The sequence below is a fragment of the Polynucleobacter sp. GWA2_45_21 genome (genome assembly GCF_001830325.1).
In the GTDB taxonomy this organism is placed as follows: Bacteria; Pseudomonadota; Gammaproteobacteria; order Burkholderiales; family Burkholderiaceae; genus Polynucleobacter.
This window is the reverse complement of the sequence record NZ_MHZG01000019.1, coordinates 1-24,565: the sequence shown is the minus strand read 5'-3', so window position 1 is coordinate 24,565 and position 24,565 is coordinate 1. Positions and strand designations below refer to the sequence as shown.

The 24,565-nt window shown below is 47.5% G+C and carries 25 protein-coding genes; 11 read left to right on the top strand and 14 right to left on the bottom strand.

All coding sequences use genetic code 11. The features are described 5' to 3' along the window. Nucleotides 1-17: 17 nt before the first annotated feature. The 4 genes from A2X74_RS10915 to A2X74_RS10900 all read right to left on the bottom strand — a co-directional run bounded on the left by A2X74_RS10915 (nucleotide 18) and on the right by A2X74_RS10900 (nucleotide 4,174). Nucleotides 18-593 carry a TMEM165/GDT1 family protein gene (locus A2X74_RS10915; protein ID WP_293625391.1) on the bottom strand — a complete coding sequence of 192 codons (576 nt, stop codon included), beginning with the start codon at nucleotides 591-593 and terminating at the stop codon, nucleotides 18-20. Nucleotides 594-667: 74 nt separating this feature from the next. Next, nucleotides 668-1,786, bottom strand: a complete 1,119-nt coding sequence (gene ald / locus A2X74_RS10910) for an alanine dehydrogenase (RefSeq protein WP_293625393.1) — start codon at nucleotides 1,784-1,786, stop codon at nucleotides 668-670. 10 nt (nucleotides 1,787-1,796) lie between these two features. Further along, complete coding sequence (locus tag A2X74_RS10905; RefSeq protein ID WP_293625435.1) at nucleotides 1,797-3,122, bottom strand: amino acid permease; 1,326 nt, start codon at nucleotides 3,120-3,122, stop codon at nucleotides 1,797-1,799. Between the two features lie 302 nt (nucleotides 3,123-3,424). Continuing rightward, nucleotides 3,425-4,174, bottom strand: a complete 750-nt coding sequence (locus A2X74_RS10900; protein ID WP_293625395.1) for a tRNA threonylcarbamoyladenosine dehydratase — start codon at nucleotides 4,172-4,174, stop codon at nucleotides 3,425-3,427. A 22-nt stretch (nucleotides 4,175-4,196) separates the two neighbouring features. Here A2X74_RS10900 and pdxH point away from each other — a divergent pair, with 22 nt between their 5' ends. Continuing rightward, nucleotides 4,197-4,832, top strand: coding sequence for a pyridoxamine 5'-phosphate oxidase (gene pdxH / locus A2X74_RS10895; protein ID WP_293625397.1), 636 nt, complete (start codon nucleotides 4,197-4,199; stop codon nucleotides 4,830-4,832). Nucleotides 4,833-4,838: 6 nt separating this feature from the next. Here pdxH and msrA read toward each other — a convergent pair whose 3' ends face one another. Further along, nucleotides 4,839-5,411 carry a peptide-methionine (S)-S-oxide reductase MsrA gene (msrA, locus tag A2X74_RS10890; RefSeq protein WP_293625399.1) on the bottom strand — a complete coding sequence of 191 codons (573 nt, stop codon included), beginning with the start codon at nucleotides 5,409-5,411 and terminating at the stop codon, nucleotides 4,839-4,841. A 51-nt stretch (nucleotides 5,412-5,462) separates the two neighbouring features. Between msrA and A2X74_RS10885 the strand changes: the two genes are divergently transcribed. Beyond that, nucleotides 5,463-6,866: a coniferyl aldehyde dehydrogenase gene (locus A2X74_RS10885; RefSeq protein ID WP_293625401.1), complete on the top strand. Its 1,404-nt coding sequence runs from the start codon at nucleotides 5,463-5,465 to the stop codon at nucleotides 6,864-6,866. Between the two features lie 21 nt (nucleotides 6,867-6,887). Here A2X74_RS10885 and leuE read toward each other — a convergent pair whose 3' ends face one another. Then, complete coding sequence (gene leuE / locus A2X74_RS10880) at nucleotides 6,888-7,553, bottom strand: leucine efflux protein LeuE (protein WP_293625403.1); 666 nt, start codon at nucleotides 7,551-7,553, stop codon at nucleotides 6,888-6,890. A gap of 250 nt (nucleotides 7,554-7,803) precedes the next feature. On the opposite strand from leuE, the gene A2X74_RS10875 reads away from it, so the two are divergent. Both A2X74_RS10875 and A2X74_RS10870 read left to right on the top strand, forming a co-directional pair. After that, nucleotides 7,804-9,348, top strand: coding sequence for a DEAD/DEAH box helicase (locus A2X74_RS10875; protein WP_293625405.1), 1,545 nt, complete (start codon nucleotides 7,804-7,806; stop codon nucleotides 9,346-9,348). 2 nt (nucleotides 9,349-9,350) lie between these two features. Further along, the gene (locus A2X74_RS10870) at nucleotides 9,351-9,923 is read left to right on the top strand and encodes a chorismate lyase (protein ID WP_293625407.1); all 573 of its coding nucleotides are present in this window, start codon (nucleotides 9,351-9,353) and stop codon (nucleotides 9,921-9,923) included. On the opposite strand, the gene A2X74_RS10865 is transcribed toward A2X74_RS10870, so the two are convergent. Next, the gene (locus tag A2X74_RS10865) at nucleotides 9,920-10,729 is read right to left on the bottom strand and encodes a uroporphyrinogen-III synthase (protein ID WP_293625409.1); all 810 of its coding nucleotides are present in this window, start codon (nucleotides 10,727-10,729) and stop codon (nucleotides 9,920-9,922) included. The genes A2X74_RS10870 and A2X74_RS10865 overlap by 4 nt on opposite strands. A 22-nt stretch (nucleotides 10,730-10,751) precedes the next feature. Next, a complete protein-coding gene (gene hemC / locus A2X74_RS10860) occupies nucleotides 10,752-11,732 on the bottom strand; it encodes a hydroxymethylbilane synthase (protein ID WP_293625411.1) in 981 nt (326 codons plus the stop codon). A gap of 43 nt (nucleotides 11,733-11,775) precedes the next feature. On the opposite strand from hemC, the gene argH reads away from it, so the two are divergent. The 3 genes from argH to A2X74_RS10845 are packed head-to-tail and all read left to right on the top strand — an operon-like array spanning nucleotide 11,776 to nucleotide 15,280. Beyond that, nucleotides 11,776-13,194 (top strand): argininosuccinate lyase, encoded by a 1,419-nt coding sequence (argH, locus tag A2X74_RS10855; protein WP_293625413.1) that lies wholly within the window; start codon nucleotides 11,776-11,778, stop codon nucleotides 13,192-13,194. Nucleotides 13,195-13,199: 5 nt separating this feature from the next. Beyond that, nucleotides 13,200-13,751: a TRAP transporter small permease subunit gene (locus A2X74_RS10850; protein WP_293625415.1), complete on the top strand. Its 552-nt coding sequence runs from the start codon at nucleotides 13,200-13,202 to the stop codon at nucleotides 13,749-13,751. Beyond that, nucleotides 13,748-15,280, top strand: a complete 1,533-nt coding sequence (locus A2X74_RS10845; RefSeq protein WP_293625417.1) for a TRAP transporter large permease subunit — start codon at nucleotides 13,748-13,750, stop codon at nucleotides 15,278-15,280. The genes A2X74_RS10850 and A2X74_RS10845 overlap by 4 nt, the downstream gene beginning before the upstream one ends. Before the next feature lie 12 nt (nucleotides 15,281-15,292). Here A2X74_RS10845 and A2X74_RS10840 read toward each other — a convergent pair whose 3' ends face one another. From A2X74_RS10840 to A2X74_RS10825, 4 genes are all read right to left on the bottom strand, one after another. After that, nucleotides 15,293-15,526, bottom strand: coding sequence for a type II toxin-antitoxin system Phd/YefM family antitoxin (locus A2X74_RS10840; RefSeq protein ID WP_293625419.1), 234 nt, complete (start codon nucleotides 15,524-15,526; stop codon nucleotides 15,293-15,295). A 111-nt stretch (nucleotides 15,527-15,637) separates the two neighbouring features. After that, a complete protein-coding gene (locus A2X74_RS10835) occupies nucleotides 15,638-17,905 on the bottom strand; it encodes an arginine/lysine/ornithine decarboxylase (protein WP_293625421.1) in 2,268 nt (755 codons plus the stop codon). A 48-nt stretch (nucleotides 17,906-17,953) separates the two neighbouring features. Further along, nucleotides 17,954-18,520 carry a dCTP deaminase gene (dcd, locus tag A2X74_RS10830; RefSeq protein WP_041484826.1) on the bottom strand — a complete coding sequence of 189 codons (567 nt, stop codon included), beginning with the start codon at nucleotides 18,518-18,520 and terminating at the stop codon, nucleotides 17,954-17,956. Between the two features lie 41 nt (nucleotides 18,521-18,561). Beyond that, the gene (locus tag A2X74_RS10825) at nucleotides 18,562-19,404 is read right to left on the bottom strand and encodes a formate dehydrogenase accessory sulfurtransferase FdhD (RefSeq protein WP_293625437.1); all 843 of its coding nucleotides are present in this window, start codon (nucleotides 19,402-19,404) and stop codon (nucleotides 18,562-18,564) included. A 135-nt stretch (nucleotides 19,405-19,539) separates the two neighbouring features. Here A2X74_RS10825 and metG point away from each other — a divergent pair, with 135 nt between their 5' ends. The 4 genes from metG to panC all read left to right on the top strand — a co-directional run bounded on the left by metG (nucleotide 19,540) and on the right by panC (nucleotide 23,271). Next, the gene (gene metG / locus A2X74_RS10820) at nucleotides 19,540-21,210 is read left to right on the top strand and encodes a methionine--tRNA ligase (RefSeq protein WP_363925369.1); all 1,671 of its coding nucleotides are present in this window, start codon (nucleotides 19,540-19,542) and stop codon (nucleotides 21,208-21,210) included. A 150-nt stretch (nucleotides 21,211-21,360) separates the two neighbouring features. Continuing rightward, nucleotides 21,361-21,549 (top strand): DUF3460 family protein, encoded by a 189-nt coding sequence (locus tag A2X74_RS10815; RefSeq protein ID WP_293625423.1) that lies wholly within the window; start codon nucleotides 21,361-21,363, stop codon nucleotides 21,547-21,549. Then, on the top strand, nucleotides 21,542-22,423 hold the full coding sequence (locus A2X74_RS10810) for a ScpA family protein (protein ID WP_293625425.1): 882 nt from the start codon (nucleotides 21,542-21,544) through the stop codon (nucleotides 22,421-22,423). Before A2X74_RS10815 ends, A2X74_RS10810 begins: the two co-directional genes overlap by 8 nt. After that, complete coding sequence (gene panC / locus A2X74_RS10805; protein ID WP_293625427.1) at nucleotides 22,420-23,271, top strand: pantoate--beta-alanine ligase; 852 nt, start codon at nucleotides 22,420-22,422, stop codon at nucleotides 23,269-23,271. Before A2X74_RS10810 ends, panC begins: the two co-directional genes overlap by 4 nt. A 15-nt stretch (nucleotides 23,272-23,286) precedes the next feature. On the opposite strand, the gene A2X74_RS10800 is transcribed toward panC, so the two are convergent. Next, entirely contained in the window at nucleotides 23,287-24,219 is a 933-nt protein-coding gene (locus A2X74_RS10800; protein WP_293625429.1) for a methionyl-tRNA formyltransferase, read from the bottom strand. Between the two features lies 1 nt (nucleotide 24,220). Beyond that, a partial coding sequence (locus A2X74_RS10795) for a CoA transferase (protein ID WP_299765638.1) occupies nucleotides 24,221-24,565 on the bottom strand: 345 nt, incomplete at its 5' end.

The window sequence follows — 24,565 nt, the reverse complement described above, 5'->3', positions numbered from 1 at the left end:
CGCAGACCAATTTCGCCCTAACCCCAGATGAGGGTAGCGACACCAATGGCAATGAAGGTCACGGCAGCTACCGCATGTACCCATTTAATCGGCATGCGTTTAGTGAACTTCTGACCAATCCAAACAGCTGGAGCGTTGGCCAACATCATCCCCAAAGTGGTGCCAATGGTGACCGAAACAACGTCGGAATATTTAGCGCCCAGAGCGATGGTGGCAATTTGAGTCTTATCCCCCATCTCGGCCAAGAAAAATAGTCCAACCGTGAGCATGAACACCTGAAGGGCTCTATCAGCCACTTTAGATCCAGCCGCATCATCAATGTGATCAGGTACCAAGAGCCAAAGACCAATTCCCAAAAAGCTTAAACCTAAAATCCATTTAAGGATGTCTGGACTCATAAAGGTAGTGAGCCAATGCCCTAGCAACGCTGCGCAAGCATGGTTCGCAATTGTGGCAATCAATATCCCACCAATAATGGCAAGAGCCTGTTTTGGGTAGCGGGCAGCCAACATCAAGGAAAGCAGTTGAGTTTTGTCGCCCATCTCAGCCAGAGCGACCACGCCAGTAGAAAGAGTTAATGCAGATAAGTCCATGTATTGAATGATAGAGGAAAGCTTGAGAGCCTAAGCCCCCAAGCCATTCCACACCTACGACTTCGGTGAAACTGCTACGCAGCCAACAACTCTTCTGCTGATACAAAATCGACCTTCTGGGCTTTGGCAACCGGCTCAGAAGTAAGACTACCTCGATGCACACTCAAGCCATTGCGCAAATGGTGATCGTGAGAGAGTGCCTTCACCATACCTCGATTAGCTAAAGCTTCAATAAACGGATAAGTCGCATTGGTCAGTGCAAAGGTAGAGGTTCTCGCAACTGCTCCAGGCATATTTGCTACACAGTAATGCAGAACGCCATCTACGATAAAGGTAGGATCAGCATGCGTAGTTGGCTTGGATGTTTCAAAACAGCCGCCTTGATCGATTGCGACATCCACTACTACTGCACCCGCCTTCATTTTTCGCACCATTTCTCTTGTAACCAGCTTTGGTGCTGCAGCACCAGGCAGCAAGACGGCGCCGATCACCACATCCGCCTCACAAACCTCCAACTCAACCAAGAGTGGGTCAGCGTAGAAGGTTCTCACGCGGTTGCCGTAGAGCATGTCAATCTGTCTCAAGCAATCGATATTGCGATCGAAAATACAAACATCGGCACCCATACCCACTGCCATTTGCAAAGCATTACGCCCCACTACACCTGCACCCAATATCACGACTTTTGCTGGTGCAACTCCTGGTACACCTGCCATCAAGATACCCAAGCCTCCATTTGTTTTCTCAAGATGAATGGCTGCTGCTTGGATAGACATCCTGCCCGCAACTTCACTCATAGGGGCTAACAGAGGCAGCGCACCATTACATGAGGTAACAGTTTCATAAGCAATACAGCTTGCACCTGAAGCTAGCAATGCTTTGGTCTGCTGTGGGTCTGGAGCGAGGTGTAAATAGGTAAAGAGGATTTGATCTTCACGCAACATGGCGCATTCTTGCGGCTGAGGCTCCTTAACCTTAACGATCATCTCTGCTTTTGCAAAGACCTCAGCAGCACTGTTGATCAAGGTGGCACCAGATAGGCGATAGGACTCATCGCTCAAGCCAATTTGCTCACCAGCTCCACGCTGCACCAGGACAGAATGACCCTGCTTACATAAACCCCTGACATTACCTGGAGTTAAGCCAACACGAAATTCATTATTTTTTACTTCTTGAGGTACGCCAACAATCATTTCAATCTCCTTATTTGAATTCACGACTCAGTTTTGTTTTGCGATGTAAGCCAACGATGTAGAACATGGCGAGATACACACCCAATAGGCACGGACCCAATACCAAAGCAATCCGTGCATCCTCATGAAAGCCCATCAACACCACGACCAAGGTAATAAATGCCAATGCAAACCATGAGGAATAGGGCCACCAAGGCGTGCGATATGCCAATTCGGCAGCCTGGGCTTTAGTGAGTGAGCGGCGAAATTGAATTTGGGTGAGCAAGATTGCAATCCACACCATCAATCCAACAAAGGTAACTGCAGCCATAACGTACTGAAACGCTTTATCTGGAACAAAGTAGTTCAACACCACCCCGGTCATACAAACCGCCACCGTTGCCATCACCGCTCGATGTGGAACCCCATACTTCGATAGCTTGGCAAATGGGGAAGGCGCATAGCCATTCACTGAGAGCGCGTATAAGAGTCGCCCACCGCTAAATATGCCAGCATTGCAGGATGACAAAGCAGCAGTAATGACTACGAAATTAATGATGCCAGCAGCTTCGCGTAAACCAATCCGCTCAAACATCACCACGAATGGACTTCCTTGCTGCCCAACCTCATTCCAAGGGAAGATGGCCAAGATGACCAGGATCGCACCCATATAAAAAATCAAGATGCGCCATGCCAATGAATCAATTGCCATCGGTATGGTTTTGCGTGGATTCTCAGCCTCACCAGCAGACAACCCAATCATCTCAATACCAACATATGCAAATAAGACCATCTGCAGAGAAAGTAACATGCCGCCAACACCATTAGGGAAGAAGCCGCCGTGCTGCCAAAGATTACTGAAGCCAATCGGATTCCAGTCATTGGTAAAACCAAAGAAGATGACTGAGCTTCCCAAGGCAATCATGGCCACAATAGCAACCACTTTGATGAGAGCAAACCAAAACTCAAACTCACCAAAAACTTTTACGGCAATGAGATTGATTAAGCCCATCATCAAGATGGAGGACAAAGCCCAAATCCACTGGGGGACATCTGGAAACCAAATACCCATATAAATACCAACAGCAGTGACTTCGGCTATTCCAACAACGATCCAGTAAGTCCAGTAGCCCCACCCGACCATATAACCCGCCAGCGGTCCTACATAGGTATTGGCATATGCAGCAAACGAGCCTGCAACAGGTTCATGTACTGCCATCTCACCCAAGGCGCGAAGCACGATGAAGGCAACGATGCCGGCAAGCAAATATCCCAGCAAGATGGAAGGTCCTGCGATTTGAATTGCACTTGCCGAGCCCAGAAATAATCCAACGCCGATAGTGGAACCCAAAGCCATCAGGCGAATGTGCCTGACTTTGAGGTGGCGCTGTAAACCAGTTTGTTCAGTCTGCAAAAGAGACCCCCTTTCGATTTGTCGTTGGTAAATCACCAACGAGGCAAAGTCTAGGGAGGACCAAGCATCTGCACTAGAGGCTAAAAGTGCGTAAAGTGCTTAAACAATTAAATATGGTGTGAAAAAAATCACTAGGCAAAGAGGATGCAGGCTTGCTGAGGAAATAATAAATTTTGGATGACATCAGAATCCGTAATTTCCTACAGGGATTCCCCTTAAGGATTTATGGATAGATTTGAAAAAATCTATTGAGCAGCAATGAGATTTAAGACTTCAGCAGCCCCGGCTAAACCACATGCCGCCGTCACCATCACTGTTGACCCATAGCCAGAGCATGCAAGACCTCCGCTAGCAACACCTGCACGAGGCTCGTGAGAATAGATCGCTCGAATACCAATTTTTCTTTTCAGATTTCTAGAAAATCCATGGTCCTGTCTGAGACCCTGACGCACCTTTGCCAATAAAGCATCTTGCTCGGTTCTAGATAGGTCATCACAGCGTACAGAAGTAGGGTCTGATTTTCCGCCAGCTGCACCACACATGACTAGAGCGCGCTGGTGTTTGTTAGCCCAAACCGCTAAAGCAATTTTAGTTTGCACTGAATCGGTTGCATCCAAAACAATCGCACCTTCCGGAATCAAGGTATCCAGATTTTCTGGTTCCAAAAATGCATCGTGGCTAGTGAGCCTGATTTCAGGATTAATTTGGCGAATGCGATCGGTCATCGCTTGTACCTTAGCTTTGCCATACTCACCCTCAAGAGCGTGTAGCTGACGATTGGTATTGCTTTCGGCAATGTGATCAAAATCGATCAAGACTAGATGTCCAATAGCAGTGCGTGCCAAAGCTTCAGCAGCCCATGAACCGACTCCACCCAATCCAGCTACAACAACAGTGGCATGATGAAAACGCTCACGCAGCTCTGGGCCGTATAGCCGAGCTACACCACCAAAGCGTCGATCTCCCACACCGTCTTCTAACTTGTCTTCTGCCATAGCTTCTCTTTATACTGAAAAAATGGACTCCATCGCTCAACTCCGCAAAAACTATACCTTCGGTCAACTTTCAGAGACTGAAGTTCCGTCCAATCCACTGAGCTTATTTCAGCTTTGGTTTGATCAGGCCGTCAAAGCAGAATGCCCAGAACCCAACTCCATGACTTTGGCAACTGCAGATGCAATAGGCAATCCATCAGCCCGTATTGTCTTACTAAAAGGCGCGGATGGGGCTGGCTTTACCTTCTTTACCAATTACGAGAGTCAAAAAGGTAAGGACTTAGCCATTCGGCCACAAGCTGCTTTGCTTTTTCATTGGCATGAGCTAGAGCGTCAAGTTCGGATTAAAGGGATAGTTGAGCGGGTCAGCCCTACCGAGAGCGATGAATACTTTCACTCCCGCCCAGCAGCCTCCCGAATTGGGGCATGGGCATCACCTCAAAGCGCTGAAATTCCGAATCGAGAATTTCTTGAAGAAGCTGAAAAGCGATTCGCGGCCGACTTTAGAGATAAACCACCTAGACCCGATCATTGGGGCGGATATCGTCTACACCCCACTGAAATTGAATTCTGGCAAGGTCGACCCTCACGACTACATGACCGCATTCACTATCAACTGGATGGGGACCACTGGCGCATTTCTCGCCTGGCACCCTAATCGACTCTAGCGAAACTCTGGCGCAATTAGAGATTGAAACTTTGCTCTGAATTTTGCTAACTTAGGAGCAACGACTGCCATGCAGTAACCCTGTCCTGGATGCTGACGGAAATAATCCTGGTGATAGTCCTCGGCTGGATAAATAACCGGGGCTAAATCAATCTGGGTTACCACTGGACTGGAATAAATCTTCGCATCCTCCAGCTCTTTGACCACCTCATGCGCAGTGACATTTTGACTCTCACTGTGAGTGAAGATCACTGAACGATATTGGGTGCCGTGATCGTTGCCTTGATAGTTCAAGGTAGTGGGATCATGAATGACAAAAAAGATTTCTAATAAATCACGATAAGACACTAGTGTCGGATCGAAATACACATCCACAATTTCAGCGTGGCCAGTTTGGCCCGAGCAAACGGATTCATAGTCGGGATTGGCCATTGCCCCTCCTGCGTACCCAGAAACAACCGCACTTACGCCTAAGATTTGCTGGTAAACCGCTTCCAAGCACCAGAAACAGCCGCCCCCCAAGGTGGCACGCTCAAGACTAGGATGGTTTTTAAGGATAGTGTTGTTCATACCTTTATCCTAATGCCTTATTCAATCGTTTGCTTGCCCTATATAAACCTCATGTCCATAAATCGCTTCACACTCCAATTAGATGAAATCAAGGCAGCATATGCTGCAGAACCAAACCCTACATTGGAGGTTCGGCTTGAACGTATCGGTCGCATTGAGAAAATGATTGCCGCCAATGAAGAAAAAATCTGCAAAGTCTTAGCCGCAGACTTTGGTACTCGTCACTCGATTGAGAGTCGACTCCTAGAGTTTCAGATGATCTATCAGGCTTGCAAACATGTTCGCAAACATCTCAAAGAGTGGATGAAACCGCAACTAGTCTCAACGCCAGGATTCCTAGGCTCATCTCACGCTTGGACACAAATGCAATCTATGGGCGTCGTCGGAATCATGAGCCCTTGGAATTACCCAGTTCAGCTGGCACTGGTTCCAGCTATTGCTGCCTTTGCGGCAGGTAATCGTGTTTGGCTCAAACCCTCAGAAAGAAGTTCACGCACCTCTGGATTCTTAGCAACATTGATTCAAGAATATTTTCACCCAAGTGAATTTTGTGTCACCGTTGGTGGCACTGAAGTTGCAGAATCTTTTGCAGCACTGCCGTTTGATCACCTCTTCTTTACTGGCTCGAACGACATTGGCAAAAAAGTGATGCGTGCTGCTGCAGACCATCTGACACCGATCACACTTGAGTTGGGTGGTAAATCGCCAGCGATTGTTGACCCATCCGCCAAACTCAAGGATGCAGCTGCAAGCATTATTTATGGCAAATTAGTGAATGGTGGTCAAACCTGTATTGCCCCGGATTACGCCATAGTTCACGCGAGTGATTGCGATGCGTTTATTCAAGGATTGCAAAGTGCAGCACAAGAACAATTCTCCAATCCGGAGGAATTCACAGGCGCAATCGATGATTATCAGTTAACGCGTTGGCATCAACTGGTTCAAGATGCATCGGATCGTGGTGCACAAGTAATCCCCTTGACCTCTCCCGCTGATAATGCTGGACTTGCATTCATGCCTGTAGCACTTCTGAATGTCTCTGAGGATGCTCTGGTTATGCAAGAAGAAGTGTTTGGACCCATTCTGCCAATCGTCGCTATCAATGATGTTGATTCCACCATTCGCTATATCAATGAACGCCCAAATCCATTGGCCCTGTACTGGTTTGGAAAAGATAAGGTGGTAATGCAGCGCATTCTGAATGAAACTCGCTCTGGTGGCGTGACAATCAATGACACCCTCTTGCATGCAGCAATAGAGGATTTACCTTTTGGCGGTATCGGTGCAAGCGGAATGGGTGCATATCATGGCAAAGCAGGTTTTGAAGCATTCAGTCATCGCAAATCCGTCTTAGAGGTTCGCGGCTTCTTGGGTCTCAGTTTCTTACGCGGAACTAAATTGGCAAGACCGCCCTATCGCACAGGTGTTGAGCGCTTGATAAGTTGGCTCAAATAAATGCTGTCGATTGGTATGGCGCTAGAGTAACAATTTCGCAGCAAATCCGACTAAAAGCATTCCAACTACAAGCCAAAGAATCGCAGCATAGCGGGAGTGCTTTTTAAAGAAGCCAAGAAAATACTGACCTAAAAATATTAGGCCAGCTAAGTAAGTCATGCTCACTAGCTGGAGTACAACGGCAAGATACAAAAAGGTATGAACGGGATGCGCGTACCCGGGCTGAATAAACTGCGCAAAAAATGAAACAAAGAAAAAGATCGCTTTAGGGTTGGTTAAGGACAATGTCAGAGAAGCTATCAAAGGATGTAACGCATTCAAATAATGCGCCCCGCCATTTTCTGTAACAACTGTTTGATCTCTACGCCAACGTCTCATTCCATCCCGTATAAATCCATAACCCATCCAAGCCAAATAAGCGGCGCCCAGCATGCGTATGAAGTTAAATGTTGATGGCGATGAGTTCAGTAAAGTGGCGGCGCCTAGTGCAACACCGATCATCAGGATGGCATCACCAATAAAGATTCCGAGCGATGCCCAAGCCCCCGCACGCCAGCCCTTAAGAGAAGCAATCGTTAATACATAAAGAGAATTTGGGCCAGGGAATAGGATGGTAAAAATCACTCCCAGCAAATATGTGGGGAAGTCGATGATGCCAACACTTGAAGGTGAAATAAACCAATCCATCACCCCATCATAATTAAATTCGGGAAAACCCTTGTAATTCACTTCTCAAAATGCCATAATGGGAAGCTTTTTAAAGCAATTTGATTCATCGCCCCCCAGCTATATTTCAGCGTACCGTTTAGAAGTCATAAACACCGAAGTTAAAAAAACGCGCTGCCGCCTGTCTGATGGTCGATGCCTTTGACCATCACACTCAAAAAAACAAAGAGTGTATACACGGAGACATCCCTTAAAAGGGATGTGTAATAGCATGACTTTTTCTAAAGAAACCAATCTCGCTGGAAATGATTTCCAGAATTTCGCCCTCGCGGCGCCACTCCTTAAAAACGTTGCTGAACTGGGTTACACCCAAGCTACTGAAGTGCAAGCTCAGGTTATTCCTGCTGCTCTCGCTGGTGGTGACTTATTGGTCAGCAGCCAAACCGGTAGCGGTAAAACCGCAGCCTTCTTATTACCTTTGATTAATCAACTGATCGAAGACAACCCAAACGGCTCACCCGTACCAGGTCGCGCACAACCTAAAGTGTTGGTGCTCTGCCCTACTCGTGAATTAGCTCAACAGGTTGCCGCAGATGCAGTGAACTTAGTTCGCGGCATGAAAGGCATCCGTATTGCAACCGTCATGGGTGGCATGCCTTACGGCAAGCAAATCCAGGCCCTCAAAGGCGCATTGTTAGTTGTCGCAACTCCTGGTCGCTTACTCGATCTGACCGATAGCAAAGCAATTCGCTTAGATGATGTCAAACAACTCGTTATTGACGAAGCCGATCGCATGCTCGACATGGGATTTGCTGATGATCTCGAGGCGATTGATAAGCGTTGTGCTGGTCGCACCCAAACCTTGATGTTCTCTGCAACTTTTGCACCAAAGATTATGTCTTTGGCTAATGAGTTGACTACCAACGCTAAACGTATTGAGCTTGCTCATGCTGGCGAAAAGCACGCGAACATTGAACAGAAACTGCACTGGGCTGACAGCATGTCACACAAGCATAAATTGCTTGAGCACATTTTGGCTGATGCCTCTTTGGATCAAGCAGTCGTATTTGCAAGCACTCAAGTTGAAAGTGAAAAAATTGCTGACACTTTGCGTGCCAATGGTTACGAAGCTAGCGCCTTACACGGTGCAATGCCTCAAGCAGTTCGTATGCGCCGTCTTGAGTCTTTGCGTAAAGGTCACACCAAGATTTTAGTTGCGACTGACGTAGCAGCTCGCGGTATTGATGTGCCACGTATTAGTCACGTGATTAACTTTGGCCTGCCAATGAAACCAGAAGACTATACGCATCGCATCGGTCGTACTGGTCGTGCGGGTCGCAATGGTGTAGCTATCACTTTGGTTGAACATCGTGACCGCGCCAAGATTCGCAATATCGAGCGCTTTACACAGCAAGACATCGTTGCTTCAGTTATTGCCGGCCTTGAGCCACAAGCTAAGCCTAGCTTTGGTGGTGGCGGTGGTCGCCCAGGTGGTGGTCGTTCTGGTGGTGGCTTTGGCGGTGGCGGTCGTTCTGGTGGTGGTGGCGGTCGTTACGGTTCTGGTGCTCGTTCAGAGTCTCGTTCTGGTGGCGGAGGCGGTGGTAATCGCTCAGACAATCATTTCGAATCTCGCTCTAGCGACTCCCGCCCATCCGGCGATTCACGTCCTGCTGGTGGCAATCGTTTTGCTGATTCACGCCCTGCGCGTTTTGCTGACTCACGTCCAGCACGCTCTGGAGATTCACGTCCATCCGCCGGTCCACGTTTTGCTAAACCAAAATCTGGCGGTCAGCGCAGAAACTTTAGCGGTAGCTAAATATGATTCACCGTCGTCGTCTCCGTTCTGCATGGAATCGAGTCGATTCCGGTGAGTTGCATCAAGCGCCACGAAAGTGGCAGTCTTGGTTGAGTGATACCGGCTCTTTAACCCAAAAAATTGAACGCGCAATTGGACAGAAACTAGAGGTAGTGGTTCTGCGAGATTGCCGACAAAACCTAAATAGCGACGAAAGTCGCTATTTTCATTTCAAGATCAAACGTTGCCGTATCCGAGAAGTGCTACTTTGCGCAAACGGTGTACCACTAGTTATGGCTCACAGCATTATTCCCACTAGTAGTTCTAGTGGCAGTAATCATGAGATTTTACGTTTAGGCAAGAAACCTTTAGGAGCAGTGCTATTTGCTAAAACGCGTATGCACTCCAAGAAAAAACCATTCCGTGAAATTGCTCGACTGGATAAACAAAGCGTTTTATGGAAAAAATGTTTCCAGCAATACTCAGAGCTTCCTTCTGCGAGCTGGGCAAGAAGAACTCTATATCAACTCAAGGGACGCCCACTCCTCGTGAGCGAAGTATTTTTGCCGGCGCTACTCAGCTACCCTAGTAATTAAATAGAGAGCCAAGCTTGCGATGCGGTAATTAAAGCCTCATCACCAGGCTCGCAAGTAAACACCTCACCAAAGCCAATTTGCTCAGCGGCATCAGCAATATTGTGATGTGGACAAATGGCTGTTGCCAGATCTAAGGGCAATTTTGCTTGACCCAAATATCGCACCGCCTCAGAAGAGGTCAGAAGCCAAAGTGATTTTGCAAAATCCATCTCATGGACATCTTTCCAGGCAGGACTATTGAGATCCAATGGGACTCGCGCATAAACAGAAAATGTCTCAACTTGCGCACCAGCCTGTTTTAAAGTTTCAGCCAGCCAGTCACGACCACCCTCACCCTTAAGGATGATCACTCTCTTGGTGGACCAATCCCATTTCAACTTTTGCAATTCAGCCCAAAGACCTTCGGAGTCCCACTGTGCATTACTCTGAGGAAGAATAATTTTCGTAGCATTGCTCTCAAGACCAATGCCATGATTGTTGAGGGCTGCCAAGCTACTACCTCCCATCACACCTATCGGCAATGGCCGATCAGATACCTCTTGCCAAGACCTTTCCAGCAAACGCATCGTGCATTCAATTGCATTGGGGCTAACAAAGATTGCTAAGTCAGCACTCTTTAGCCCTGCAATGATTGATTTAACCAATATACCCTCACCCTTTGGAAGAATTGTCAGCAAGGGTAAAGAAATAATTTGGGGAGAAGTCTCTGAAGTAAAACTATTCTTGAGCAGGCTTGCCTGGAGTGCTTCTGACAATTGACGCGCCTGTCCGCTAGGACGGGTAATGACAATGGTCTTATTGCTCATTAATGAATTACCTTTTTACTACTTACTTCGGCAAACCATTAGGCAGCAAATGCTCGGCGCCTTGAGAAATCAGATCGCACGCAACTGACAAACCAAGTGCCTCGGCATCTTCCAAGCTTTTTACTGCGCCTTGAGCGCTAGCTAAGCAACTTGCAGTGCCGTCTACGCTAGCTACAAAAGAGCGGATGTTCATATGATCTTGATCCCAGGTAGCGTATGCAGCCAAAGGCACTTCACAAGAACCACCTAGTTGGCGTGACACCATACGCTCGGCAGTAACTGCATAGAGGGTTGGTAAATCATTCAGAGGGGCAAGCCACTCTTTAATATTGGGATGCTTGCTGAGGGTTTCGATGCCGAGCGCGCCCTGTCCGGCGGCTGGCGTGTAGGGATCAATCGGCAACAGTGCACGAATACGACTCTCCAAACCAAGTCGCTTTAGACCGGCAGCAGCCAAAATAATTGCTTGATACTCACCGCGATCGAGCTTACCCATACGGGTATCTAAATTGCCACGCAGGGGCTGGATCACTAAATGCGGGAACCTGGATCTGAGAACTGACTCACGCCGCAAGCTTGAAGTACCCACCACAGCGCCCGCCGGCAAATCCTCGAGGCTAGCGTAATCATTAGAGACAAAGGCGTCATGCGCATCTTCCCGCGCCATTACGCAGGACAAATCAAAACCCTCGGGCATGACCATAGGCACATCTTTAAGGGAGTGAACAGCCAAATCAGCCCGACCGCCCTCCAAAGCGGTTTCGAGCTCTTTCACAAATAAGCCCTTGCCACCCACTTTAGAGAGGGCCTTATCCAATATTTGGTCGCCCCGGGTAGTCATGCCCAGAATCTGAACATCGCATGCTGGATAGAGCTTTTTAAGGCAATCTCGGACGTGTTCCGCCTGCCACATGGCAAGGCGGCTCTCACGGGAGGCAATTACCAGGCGCTGAGGGGTGGGAGATACAGAGGAACTAGAGCTAGAAATGGGGGTTTGGGACATAACATTTAAAATAATCAAAGACCTACACCAATATACTGCGTTTATGAGCTCATCAAAAAATTCCCTTGCCAACAAAGCCCAAGCTTGGTCGGCCCGTTTTAACGAACCCGTTGACGAACTAGTACAGCGTTATACAGCGTCTATCGGCTTTGATCAACGCTTTGCCTTAGTAGATATCGCTGGATCTTTAGCCCACGCTGAAATGCTGGCTGCGCAAAAAATCATTAGCGCACAAGATTTGGCAGATATTCAAAAGGGAATGGCTCAGATTAAAGGTGAAATCGAAGCCGGTGAATTTAACTGGCAACTTTCATTGGAAGATGTGCATCTCAATATTGAAGCTCGCCTCACGGAATTAGTTGGCGATGCCGGAAAGCGTCTTCACACTGGTCGCTCACGGAATGACCAAGTTGCTACAGATTTACGTCTGTGGTTACGCGGTAGCGTTGATCAAATTGCAGCCACCCTCAAAACTTTACGCATTGCCTTGCTTGATCTTGCGGAGACCCACTCTGCCACGATCATGCCTGGCCATACTCACCTGCAAGTAGCCCAACCCATTACTTTCGGCCATCATTTAATGGCTTATTACGAAATGTTTAGCCGTGATGCGAGTCGCCTGGCTGATCTTCGTGCTCGCTTTAATCGCCTGCCGCTTGGCGCTGCCGCATTAGCCGGTACAACCTACCCAATTGATCGTGAGCAAGTTGCCAAGACCCTCGGCTTTGATGGCATCTGCAATAACTCACTTGATGCCGTATCGGATCGTGACTTCGCGATTGAGTTCTGCGCCTTTGCTTCTATCCTGATGATGCACGTGTCGCGCCTATCTGAAGAGCTGGTACTTTGGCTCAGCCCACGCTTTGGCTTTATTGATTTACCAGATCGCTTCTGTACTGGCAGCTCCATCATGCCTCAGAAAAAGAACCCCGATGTACCAGAATTGGCGCGCGGCAAAACGGGTCGTGTATATGGTGATTTGATTTCTTTATTAACTTTGATGAAGAGCCAGCCATTGGCATACAACAAAGATAACCAAGAAGACAAGGAGCCTTTGTTTGACGCCGTTGATACCGTGCAAGATACATTGCGCATCTTCGCTGATATGGTTCCACATATTCAGGTGAAAGCGGATGTAATGAAGGCTGCTGCTGAAGAAGGCTTCGCCACTGCAACTGACTTAGCTGATTACTTGGTGAAAAAAGGTTTAGCTTTCCGTGATGCTCATGAAGCAGTAGCTCACGCTGTTAAAGCCTGCGTTGGTCGTAACTGCATGCTTACCGACCTCACCCTATCTGAATTACGCTTTGCTTGTGGCTTAGATAATCGCCCAGAGATGATGAGTGATGATGTCTTTGCCTTGCTGACCGTAGATGGTTCCGTGAATTCTCGTCAACATGCTGGTGGCACCGCTCCAGCACAAGTGCTTGCTGCAATTAAACGGGGTCGCGCAGATCTTTAAACTGCATGGGCTTTTGGGGAACAATCTCAACAGGAATTGACCGTCTAAATCAATTCCTGGGCAAAGCAGCCAGCATCATGATCTTGCTGTCTTGCGTTGTATCAGCTCTCAATGCACTACTCCGCTATAGCCTAGATATCAGCAACAACTGGCCACTAGAATTGCAGTGGTACCTCTTTGCTACTGCCGTAATGTTAGGTGCCGCGTATACCCTTAAACGCAATGAACATGTGCGAGTCGATTTAATTTACTCGCAGGTTTCTGATCGTGGGCGTATCTACATTGACCTCTTTGGTTTGATTGTCTTTTTAATGCCAGCCTGCATTCTTTTTACTTGGCTGTCATGGACCACTTTGTTTTATCCCTCTTGGCTAGTCTCAGAGCATTCACTCAATGCAGGCGGATTATTACGCTACCCGATTAAATTGGTTGTGCCACTTGGCTTCTTTATGTTGAGCCTGCAAGGCTTATCTGAAATCATTAAACGCATTGGCGCACTCAAAGGGAAAGAAACATTACCCGCCGCCGATCTCCATTATGAAAAGCCCATTCAATGATTCCGCTTGAATGGATGCCACCGCTCATGTTTGGCGGACTCATTGTGTTTATGTTGATCGGCTTTCCGGTAGCTTTTTCATTGATGGCTGCAGGATTATTTTTTGCCGGCATTGCGATTTCTGAGAATTTCTTTGGCATGCCATTTTTGCAAGCCATTCCTCAGCGCATCTTTGGTAGCGTCCTTGCTAACGACCTACTGTTAGCAATTCCCTTCTTCACATTTATGGGCGCCATTCTGGAGCGCTGCGGTCTTGCGGAAGAAATGCTGGACTCCATGGGTCAGCTCTTTGGACGCATTCGGGGTGGTCTTGGTTACTCGGTGATTATTGTGGGATTTATTCTCGGGGCAATAACCGGCACTGTGGCTGCTCAGGTGATCGCTATGGCGATGATCTCCTTGCCCGTGATGATGCGCTACGGCTACAACATGCGCTACGCTACGGGCGTTTTAGCAGCTTCTGGAACCATTACTCAGCTAGTGCCGCCCTCTTTAGTGCTGATTGTCCTGGCTGACCAGCTCAAAACCCAGAGCGGGAGTGCAGATGTTGGCAGTATGTATCTTGGTGCTTGGGGTCCATCTCTTCTGCAAATTGGTCTTTTTGCTCTCTACACATTCTTCCTCTCCCGCTTTAAACCAGATTACCTACCCCCCGCGCCGGAAAATGAGCTCACCCTTAGAGGCTGGGCGCTCTGGAAGAAGTGCCTCTTGGGAATCATTCCTTCAGCGGTACTGATTTTCTTGGTACTGGGAACCATCATGACTGGCATCGCCACTCCAACCGAATCAGGCGCTATGGGTGCGATGGGTGCATTGCTTTTAGCCTGGATACGCAGGGCCAGCATCCCCAATCTCAAAGGATTGATTCAAGAGGCCTATCAAAACACGATGCGCATCACTGCCATGGTGGTCTTCATCTTGATTGGCTCCACTTGCTTCTCGGTTGTCTTCCAGGGTGTTGATGGCGGCCACTGGGTTGAAGAATTGTTTTCCAATCTGCCAGGTGGATGGGTTGGATTTTTAGTGGTGGTGAATCTGTTTGTTTTCTTTTTGGCGTTCTTCTTAGACTTTTTTGAAATCGTCTTCATCGTTGTACCCTTGTTAGCACCAGTCGCAATCAAACTACTGGCACCAGTTCTACTTGCCTCAATGAATGGCAATCCCCAGGCCGCAGCCAGTGCTGCATTGGTATGGTTTGGCGTCATGCTTTGCGTGAATATGCAAACCTCATTCATGCATCCACCGTTTGGATTTGCGTTGTTCTATCTTCGTGGGGTAGCACCGAAAGAAGTGAAGAGTAGTGATATCTATTGGGGAGCATTGCCTTGGGTTGTCCTGCAACTCATCATGGTGGTGGTTGTAGCAGCATTCCCGGCACTAGTCACTACCTTCTTGGATAAGCCTGCAGCAGTGGTCCAGAGTCAAGAATTTAACTTCACGAGTGACGATGAATCCAAGCCTGATGCGGCAACAAATAAGGTTGATGAAGACGCGCCGGTACTGTTTCGATTGGATAAGCCAGGAAAATAGTAGGCCAAGCGCTTACTTTATCTGGCCTTTGCGATATTGAGACAAAGACCTGTCAAGGTGTTTTACGTTGGCCGGAGATTTTAATAAATGTAGCGTCTCCATAATGCTGGAGTATTTATTTTTTGATATAAAAACAGCAGCCTCCCCGCCCTCGCAATAAATAATAGTTACATCACAATCATTCACAACTTGATTTATCACTTGATGTAACCGTTGTGTTGCATCAGAAAAATGAATAACTCGCATCAAGGCCTCCAATTTAGATTGCGCATAGTACGGCTCCATATAAACATATTCCAAGATAAAAAAATACCCTGCAAAAGCAGGGTATTAAGAGTGTTTATTACCTGAAAGAGATCATAGAGTGATGTCAGGCTCCTGCCTTACACAATCAACGTAGTACTCACTACGCCCATCGATATCTCCTTTAACCAGACCATGAATATCGGTCTCAAAGCCTGGGAAGCGCTCATTGAAGTCACGAGCAAAGTAGAGGTAGTCAATGATGCGTTTATTGAAGCGCTCGCCCGGGATAAGCAGTGGAATACCTGGAGGATATGGGGTTACCAGCATTGCGGTAATCCGATCTTCTAATTGATCCAAGGGAACACGATCTACTTTTTTATGCGCCATCTTAGCCCAAGCTTCTGAAGGCATCATTGCAGGCACCATGTCTGAGGTGTACATCTCAGTCGTCATACGAGCTACATTACGACTCTTGTAGAACTCATGAATTTGCTGACAGATGTCTTTGAGGCCAACGCGCTCATAACGAGGATGTTTAGCCACAAACTCTGGAAGCACTTTCCACAATGGAGCATTCTTATCAAAGTGATCTTTGAATTGCTGTAGCTCAGTTACCAAGGTATTCCAACGGCCTTTAGTAATACCGATAGTGAACATGATGAAGAAGGAGTACAAACCGCACTTCTCCACGATCACACCGTGCTCAGCCAAGTACTTTGTAACGATGCTTGCTGGGATACCCATGGATCCGAAGTTACCCTCAATATCCAAGCCAGGGGTGACAACAGTAGCCTTGATTGGATCCAGCATATTGAAGTCTTGGGCAACCTTGCCGAAGTCGTGCCAGCTAGCATTGGGCTCCAGAATCCAATCTGAGCGCTCACCAATACCTTCTTCAGCTAAATGATCTGGACCCCAAACCTTGAACCACCAGTCCGCCCCAAACTTATCATCGACTTCACGCATCGCACGACGGAAATCCATCGCCTCGGCAATAGATTCTTCCACTAGCGTAGTCCCACCAGGAGCCTCCATCATGGCGGCAGATACATCACAGGAAGCAATGATGGCGTACTGCGGACTAGTCGAGGTGTGCATGAGATAGGCTTCATTGAAGCAGTCGCGATCGAGCTTGTGCTCTTCTGCGTCCTGCACCAATACCTGTGAAGCTTGTGAGAGGCCAGCCAACAACTTGTGGGTTGATTGGGTTGCAAACATCAAACTCTTCTTCGTACGCTTACGATCAGAGCCGATGGCATGCATATCTTTGTAAAAAGGATGGAATGCAGCATGAGGCAACCAAGCTTCATCAAAATGCAATGAATCCACTTTGCCATCGAGCATCTCTTTAATCATCTCGACGTTGTAGACGATGCCATCATATGTACTTTGCGTGAGCGTCATGACGCGTGGCACGACATTCTTGTCTTTAATAAAGGGATTGGCATCAATTTTCTTCTTGATGTTTTTCCATTCAAATTCTTCCTTTGGAATCGGACCAATAATGCCAAGATGATTGCGTGTTGGCATCAGGAAGATGGGGATCGCGCCCATCATCGTAATTGAATGAATTACCGACTTATGGCAGTTTCGATCTACCAACACTACGTCACCGGGGGCAACAGTAGAGTGCCAAACAATTTTATTTGATGTAGAGGTGCCATTCGTTACGAAGAACAAATGATCAGTATTAAAGATGCGGGCAGCATTGCGCTCACTTTGCAATACAGGACCAGTGTGATCCAATAATTGACCCAGCTCTTCCACCGCATTACAAACGTCAGCGCGGAGCATGTTCTCACCAAAAAATTGATGGAACATACGACCTACTGGGCTCTTCAAGAAAGCGACACCACCAGAGTGGCCCGGGCAATGCCAAGAGTAAGAACCTTCAGAGGCGTAATTAGTCAGCGCCCGGAAGAATGGCGGGGCTAATGAATCTAGATAAACCTTAGCCTCGCGAATAATATGACGCGCCACAAACTCTGGCGTATCTTCATTCATATGAATGAAGCCGTGCAATTCACGCAAGATGTCATTTGGCATATGGCGTGAAGTGCGAGTCTCACCATACAAGAAGATTGGAATATCTTCATTGCGCTTACGCACTTCTGTAATGAATGCGCGTAAGTTATTTAATGCGGGCAAGTCATGGTCTTCAGAGTCAGAAACAAACTCTTCGTCATCGATGGACACAATAAAGCTGGAGGCGCGGGAGGCCTGTTGCGCAAAGGATGTAAGGTCGCCGTAACTAGTTAAGCCAATGACTTCCATGCCCTCGTTTTCAATGGCTTCCGCTAAATCGCGAATACCCGAACCTGAAATATTTTCAGAGCGAAAGTCCTCATCAATAATGATGATTGGAAAACGAAATTTCATGAGCACCCTTTTGATTCGCCAATATGGCGATGAAGCAAATTAAGCAGATTAAGTCTTCGGCAGAGTCACGCCAACTTGGCCTTGATACTTACCACCACGATCTTTGTACGATGTACCACACACTTCATCGCTTTCAAAGAACAGAACTTGTGCACATCCCTCACCAGCATAAATTTTTGCAGGTAATGGGGTCGTATTAGAAAACTCGAGTGTGACGTAACCTTCCCACTCAGGTTCAAATGGAGTGACGTTCACAATAATTCCGCAACGCGCATATGTACTTTTACCAACGCACACGGTTAATACACTGCGTGGTATCTTGAAGTACTCAACGGTTCTTGCTAAAGCAAAAGAATTGGGTGGAATGATGCAGACTGGACCTTTGAAATCCACAAAGGATTGCTCGTCGAAATTCTTGGGGTCAACGATAGTGCTATTGATGTTCGTGAAAATCTTGAACTCATCAGCGCAACGAATGTCATAGCCATAGCTTGAAGTGCCATAGCTCACAATTTTTTGCCCGGCGGCATCTTGGCGGACCTGCCCAGGTTCAAATGGGCTGATCATGCCTTGCTCGCCCATACGGCGGATCCAGTGGTCAGATTTAATAGTCATGGCCGAATTGTAAAACCATCGCAGGCCATATGCCCACGAATTTACGAGGTAGTAGGTGGAGAGGTAAAAATCACCCTCTCAGGGGCGTTGAAGATCTCAAAATGCTTCCCAGAGCAACGGGATAAGAGGGTGAGATTGGTTTGGCGGGCCAACTCTAAGCCCATCAAGGTCATACCGGAGCGAGTCATCAAGAAGGGGATGCCCATCTGGGCCCCCTTAATGACCATCTCCGAGGTGAGGCGCCCGGTAGTAAAGAAGATTAGATCCTTGCCTGGCTTATCTGCCAACCACATTAAGCCCGAGATTGAGTCAACAGCATTGTGCCGCCCCACATCCTCAATGAAATGCAGAAGGCGGACATTGTGTTTTCCATCCCGCTCAAAAACAGCACAGGCATGGACCGAGCCGGATTTCTTATAGATGGTGTCATGAACTCGAATGCTGTCGATGAGGGCCACAATTGCCTCTTGGGTTAATTGAGGGCCGTCTGGCAATCTAATTTCTGCCATCTCCTCAATCAGGCCACCAAACATCGTGCCCTGCCCGCAGCCTGTAGTCACCACACGCTTACTGGTAAGAGCATCGATGTCCACTGTGCTGCGGTGAGTCTTTACTGCAGCCGAGTCCGTCTCCCAGTCCACCTGAATACTCGCAATATCGTCGGGTGACTCCACTAGGCGCTGATTACGCAGATAGCCCAATACAAGGGCTTCAGGGGCGCTCCCCAAGGTCATCAAGGTGACGACCTCCCGCTTATCCAAGTAGATGGTTAAGGGGCGCTCCCCAGGAATATGGGTGGTCTTAATGCGCCCCGCCTCATCCATGACCTGCACCTCGTGCACCAAGGGCACGGAAGCGTTAGACATCTGAATGTTGTGGGGCAAAGCCATAAAACGCCTCTTAAATAGGTTCAAATCGGTATTAACTTTAACCGCAGACTAAAATTGATGCTGAAGTGAGGTCGCAAGCCCCATAATCTTGAATTCCCATTTGTTGAAATTATTTCTATTTAAGTTCGCATGAGTAGCCCCAAACGTCGCCTGCTAGTTACCTCCGCTCTGCCTTACGCCAATGGCCAGATCCACATTGGGCATTTGGTGGAATATATCCAGACAGATATTTGGGTACGCTTCCAAAGAATGCGTGGTCACGAAGTCCATTATGTTGGGGCTGATGACACCCACGGCACTCCAATCATGTTGCGCGCTGAAAAAGAAGGTCTCACTCCTAAAGAACTCATCGCCAATGTTTGGAAAGAGCACAAACGCGACTTTGATGATTTCTTAATCTCTTTCGATAACTACTACACCACCGATAGTCCTGAGAACGAAAAGTTATCTCAAAGTATCTACCTCAAGTTACGCGATGCTGGCCTAATTGAAATGCGCTCTATTGAGCAAGCCTACGATCCCGTTAAAGAAATGTTCTTGCCGGATCGTTTCATTAAAGGTGAATGCCCTAAGTGTGGCGCTAAAGATCAGTATGGTGACTCCTGCGAAAAGTGTGGAGCAACCTACTCCCCAACCGACTTGAAGAACCCATTCTCTGTGGTCAGTGGCGCAACACCGATTAAAAAAGTTTCCGATCATTACTTCTTCAAACTATCCGATCCTCGCTGTGAAACTTTCTTGCGCGAGTGGACTCAAGTAAAAACTCCACTGCAACCTGAAGCTCGCAATAAGATGAAAGAATGGGTTGGACAGCCAGGAGATAGCAAGCTTGGTGACTGGGATATCTCCCGCGATGCACCCTACTTTGGCTTTGAAATCCCCGATGCGCCTGGCAAGTATTTCTATGTGTGGCTTGATGCACCAATTGGCTACTACGCCAGCTTCCTGAACTACTGCCAGAGTAAAGGCTTGAACTTTGAGGAATGGGTTAAGCCCGATACCAGCACCGAGCAGTACCACTTTATCGGTAAAGATATTCTGTATTTCCACACACTCTTTTGGCCAGCAACTCTGCACTTCGCAGGCTATCGCACTCCAACCAATGTATTTGCTCATGGCTTCCTCACTGTGGATGGTGAAAAGATGAGTAAGTCACGTGGCACTTTAATTTCTGCGCATAGCGTGATTGAATCTGGATTCAATCCAGAGTGGTTCCGTTATTACTTTGCAACTAAACTCAATGACAGCATGGAAGATTTAGATTTAAATCTCCAAGACTTTGTTGCACGAGTGAACAGTGATCTATTAGGTAAGTACATCAATATCGCCAGTCGTAGTGCTGGCTTCTTGGTAAAGCGTTTTGGTGGGGTAGTTTCTGATGCAGCAATGAGCAATCCACTGCTTACCGATATTGCATCCGCGAGTGAAAAAATTGCTGAGCTCTACGAAGCTCGTGAGTACGCCAAGGCATTGCGCAGCATTATGGAATTGGCTGATAAGGTCAATGCTTTTGTTGATGAAAACAAGCCTTGGGAGATTGCCAAAGACCCAGAGCGTGAAGCTGACTTACAGCGTGTTTGCAGCGTGACCTTGGAGGCATTCCGCTTACTAAGCCTCTATCTCAAACCGATCTTGCCTCAAGTTACCTCTGGGGTTGAGGACTTCCTCTCAGTACCCGCCATGACCTGGGATGATGTTAAAACGCCTCTTTCCAGCCAAAATCCAATCAAAGCCTATAAGCACCTCATGACCCGGGTCGAAGCGCCTCAAATCGACGCTTTATTGGCAGCAAACCTGTAAAAATAGCCTCAAAAAGGCGAATTTCTTGGAATTAACCAAAAAGTCGGCAGGTTTGTAGGAAAAATCGTTAATAATGATGGCCTAGGCAGATCATTGCTACGCAGTAATTTTTGCAAGTTATTGAATTAATTAAGAATTTTAGGAAATATGATGGCTAGATATACATCCGAATTCACCCAGTTCTTAAATGAACTCAAATCTGAGAAACCGCATCTCGAGGCAGGCCAACAAGCTGGTCGCGCCCTCCTCTGGGATAAAGAACCTTTGACTATCGAAGATCAACGTCGCGCCAAGGCAGCCAAATTAAAGCAGCGCGCTTACGTGTACTCGAATGACTAACTCAGGCAGTTCCTTGGGATCTGAGCCAAGCGTTCAATCTGAGTTGCTCGATAGCACTCCGTCGGTTACCGATGGAATGTCTTCGGCATTTGCTAAGTTATATGGCGAGCCATTATTTAAGCTGCCAACAGACCTCTATATTCCACCTGATGCGCTAGAAGTTTTTCTTGAAGCATTTGAAGGCCCCCTCGATCTTCTGCTTTATCTCATTCGTAAACAGAATTTCAATGTCCTGGACATTCCGATGGCGCAAGTAACTCAACAGTACTTGAGTTACATCGATCAAATCCGCCACCACAATTTAGAGCTCGCTGCTGAATATCTATTGATGGCAGCGATGTTAATTGAGATTAAATCTCGCATGCTGCTGCCGATGAAGAAGGCAGATAGCGATGAAGAGGTTGAGGACCCACGCGCAGAACTGGTGCGCCGCCTCTTAGAGTACGAGCGTATGAAATTAGCCGCTCAAGAACTGGATCAAATTCCGCAACAAGGTCGTGATTTTCAAATCGCTCACGGCTATGTAGACACCACCGTTGCAGTGACATGGCCTGACGTCAATCAAGACGACCTCCAAATGGCTTGGCGAGATGTGCTTCACCGCGCAAAACTCAATCAACACCACACCATTACTCGCGAAGAGCTATCCGTACGCGATTTCATGACACGTATTTTGCGTCGCTTGCAAAGCACTAAATTCGTTGAGTTTGGCGAGCTATTCGAGGAAGCCATCAAATCTGGAAAAGGTATTCCAGTGGTAATCGTAAACTTCATCGCGATGCTAGAGCTCTCTCGCGAAGCTTTAGTTGAAATTACTCAGGCTGAGCCATATGCACCAATTTATGTGCGCCTCGCCTATACCCCTGTTGCATGAAAATAATTAGCGATATACAAGAGTTGCGTGACCACTTACGTGGCCAAAATCGCGCTTCCTTCGTGCCAACGATGGGCAACCTCCATGAAGGTCACTTATCGCTCATGCGTCTTGCTAGACAACATGGCGATCCAGTGGTAGCCAGTATCTTTGTTAATCGCTTACAGTTTGGCCCCAATGAGGATTTTGATAGCTACCCGCGCACGATGCAGGCAGATATTGATAAGCTAGAAAAAGAAGGTGTGTACATCCTGTTTGCACCAACTGAGCGTGACCTATATCCGCAGCCTCAAGAGTACCGCGTAGATCCGCCACAGCAACTAGGCGACATCCTTGAGGGTGAGTTCCGCCCCGGCTTCTTCAAAGGTGTTTGCACTGTTGTATTGAAGCTCCTGTCTTGCGTGCAACCCAAAGTCGCCGTATTTGGAAAAAAAGATTACCAGCAGTTGATGATTATTCGCCAGATGGCAAAGCAGTTTGCCCTCCCAGTTGAAATCATTCCGGGCGAAACGATTCGAGCCGAAGATGGTCTTGCACTATCTTCTCGCAACGGCTATCTCTCCATTGAAGAGCGCGCAGAAGCGCCTGAACTGCAGAAAGCTTTGCAGGAAGTTCGTACGCGCGTGCTGGGCTTAAGCAATCTCAATGCGCATTCACTCATTGAGATTGAGAAGATAGCGGTAGACCTTCTGAGTAAACGTGGCTGGCAACCAGACTATATTGCCATTCGCCAGCAAAGTGATTTAGCACCAGCCTCTAACGAAAGCTTGCAAGCTGGTGAGCCGCTAGTGATTCTGACGGCTGCCAAGTTGGGTAAAACACGTTTGATTGATAACCTAGAGATTTAATTCTAGGTTTACGGTTTACAGCGCGAAGAACTGACCTACCTCTAAGCTCAACTCTTTAGCCAATTCAGCACCCGTTACTTTTCCTGCGGCGCCTTTTGCCTTTAAGACTTCGATTTGCCCACCATGGCAAGCAACGAAAATTGAATCCAAAGTAATTTGTGTGATTTCACCAGGCTTACCTTTAACGGATCCGAAGGTAGCTGCTACATGCTTATGGCAATCATAGATTTGTACTTTTTGTTCGCCAAACTTAGTCCAGGCGCCGGGCGCAGGATTACATGCACGTATTAAGTTATAGATTTGGGTAATGTGAGTTGCCCAGTGAATTTGAGCGGCATTCGCATCAAACCAACCTTCATAATTCGCCTGCGATTCGTCTTGAACAACCTCTTGATGCTTGTTTGCAACCACAAGATCAGCAGCCTCAAGAAGCGCTTTCACCCCAACTGGAAATAAGTGATCAAAGTAGACTTTACCCAAAGTATCGTCAGGTCCAATAGCAACTTCTTTTTGCAAAATGATTTCGCCCTCATCCAAACCATCGGATGGGCGGAAGATTGTCAGGCCTGTTTTTTCTTCACCCAATGCAATTGCCCAATTAATGGCGCTAGGGCCACGGTACTTCGGCAATAAGGAAGGGTGATATTGAATAGTTCCATGCTTTGGAATCTTGCAAAGCTCTTGCGGCACAAATTGAAGCACATAGGCCATGACACAGATATCGGCCCCGCTATCAATCATTGCTTGCGCAGCCTCTGAACCTTTAAGAGAGGCAAATTGCAAGGGAGTTAAATCTCTTGCAATCGCCGCTTCTTTCAGCGCCTCAGGCTTGCTAGATTTGGGGTTATCCGGCGGACAAAAAACAGCAACAACTTCGTCACCGCGATCTAAAAAAGCCTCTAATGCCGCCTTACCAAAATCTGCACTTCCAATCAGCGCAACACGCATCTTAGATCACCTTATCGTGTCGGAGACTAATCAACTCATCCGTTGAATAACCTAATTCATGGAGGATCTCATCAGTATGCTCGCCTAGCAATGGCGAACGTGTAACGTCAGTTGGACTGTCAGACATCTTGATTGGATTCCCCACAGTGAGGTACTTGCCACGAATTGGGTGATCCACTTCGACAACAGTTCCAGTAGCGCGCAAAGCTGGCTCTTCTGCAATTTCTTTCATCGACAAAATTGGGCCGCAAGGAATATCGTATTTATTCAAGATATCCATAACCTCGAACTTCGTCTTAGTCATGGTCCACTTTTCAATTTCACCGAAAATTTCCATCAAGTGCGG